Source organism: Actinoplanes flavus (assembly GCF_017592555.1).
Taxonomy (GTDB): domain Bacteria; phylum Actinomycetota; class Actinomycetes; order Mycobacteriales; family Micromonosporaceae; genus Actinoplanes; species Actinoplanes flavus.
In genome coordinates, this window is the sequence record NZ_JAGFNS010000086.1 from 1 (window position 1) to 1,067 (window position 1,067).

Here is a 1,067-nt window from a genome sequence, read left to right on the forward strand (position 1 = left end):
ACAACGCCACCGCGTCGGCCTTGACCTGGGCGGGATAGTGCTTGTTCGCCATGGTGTTCCAGGACTCCTGATCTCCCCAGACCTCACGATCCAAGGTTCAAGTGTCCAAGATCAAGGGGGAAGGCCCAGGTGGGTGCGGGCGCGCGTGCAGGGCCGGGCACGAACACGGACGCAGCGCGGAGGCAACCGCACGCGCGGACGCGGAGCCAAGCATGAGCACGGACCGAGACGCAGAGGCGGACGCGGAGGCGAGCGCGGACGCGGACTTCGGTTCGGGAACGGATACGGAGGCAGACGCGGGCGCGGGCACGAATGCAGCGGTAGGCGCGGACACGAGCGCGGATGCCAAGGCGGGTGCGGACGCGGACGCCGGCACGGGCACGGACGCGCGGGTGGGTGCCGGCACGTAGTCGAGCGGGGGCACGGGCGCAGGCGCGGAGACAGACGCAGGCGCGGGCACGAATGCAGCGGTGGGCGCGGGCACGAGCGCGGGTGCCAAGGCGGGTGCGGACGCGGGGACGGGCACGGGCACGGACTCCGGTGCGGGCACGGGCATGAATGGAGAGGTGGGTGCGGGTGCGGGTACAGGGGCGGGCACGAGCACGGACGCAGTCACGGAGGCGGAGGCAACCGCACGCGCGGACGCAGAGGCAAGCACAAGCACGGACCGAGACGCAGAGGCGGGCGCGGGCGCGGAGGCGGAAGCGGGCACGGAAGCGGGCACGGACGCGGAGGCAGGCACGGAAGCGGGCACGGAAGCAGGAACGGACGCGGAGGCGGGCACGGAAGCGGAAGCGGGCGCGGGCACGGAAGCGGAAGCGGGCGCGGGCACGGAAGCGGAAGCGGAAGCGGGCGCGGGCACGGGCACGGGCACGGAGGCGAGCACGGGCACGGGCACGGGCACGGGCGCGGGCCCGGAGGCGGGCGCGGGCACGGAAGCGGAAGCGGGCGCGGGCACGGAAGCGGAAGCGGAAGCGGAAGCGGAAGCGGGCGCGGGCACGGGCACGGGCACGGGCGCGGGCCCGGAGGCGGGCACGGACGCGGGCCCGGAGGCGGGCACGGACGCG

Annotated in this window: 1 pseudogene; it reads left to right on the top strand. The window is 75.4% G+C overall.

Annotated elements, in window-relative coordinates:
- Positions 1 to 470: 470 nt before the first annotated feature.
- A pseudogene (locus tag J5X75_RS43780) lies at positions 471 to 1,067 on the top strand (hypothetical protein); the annotation flags it as partial.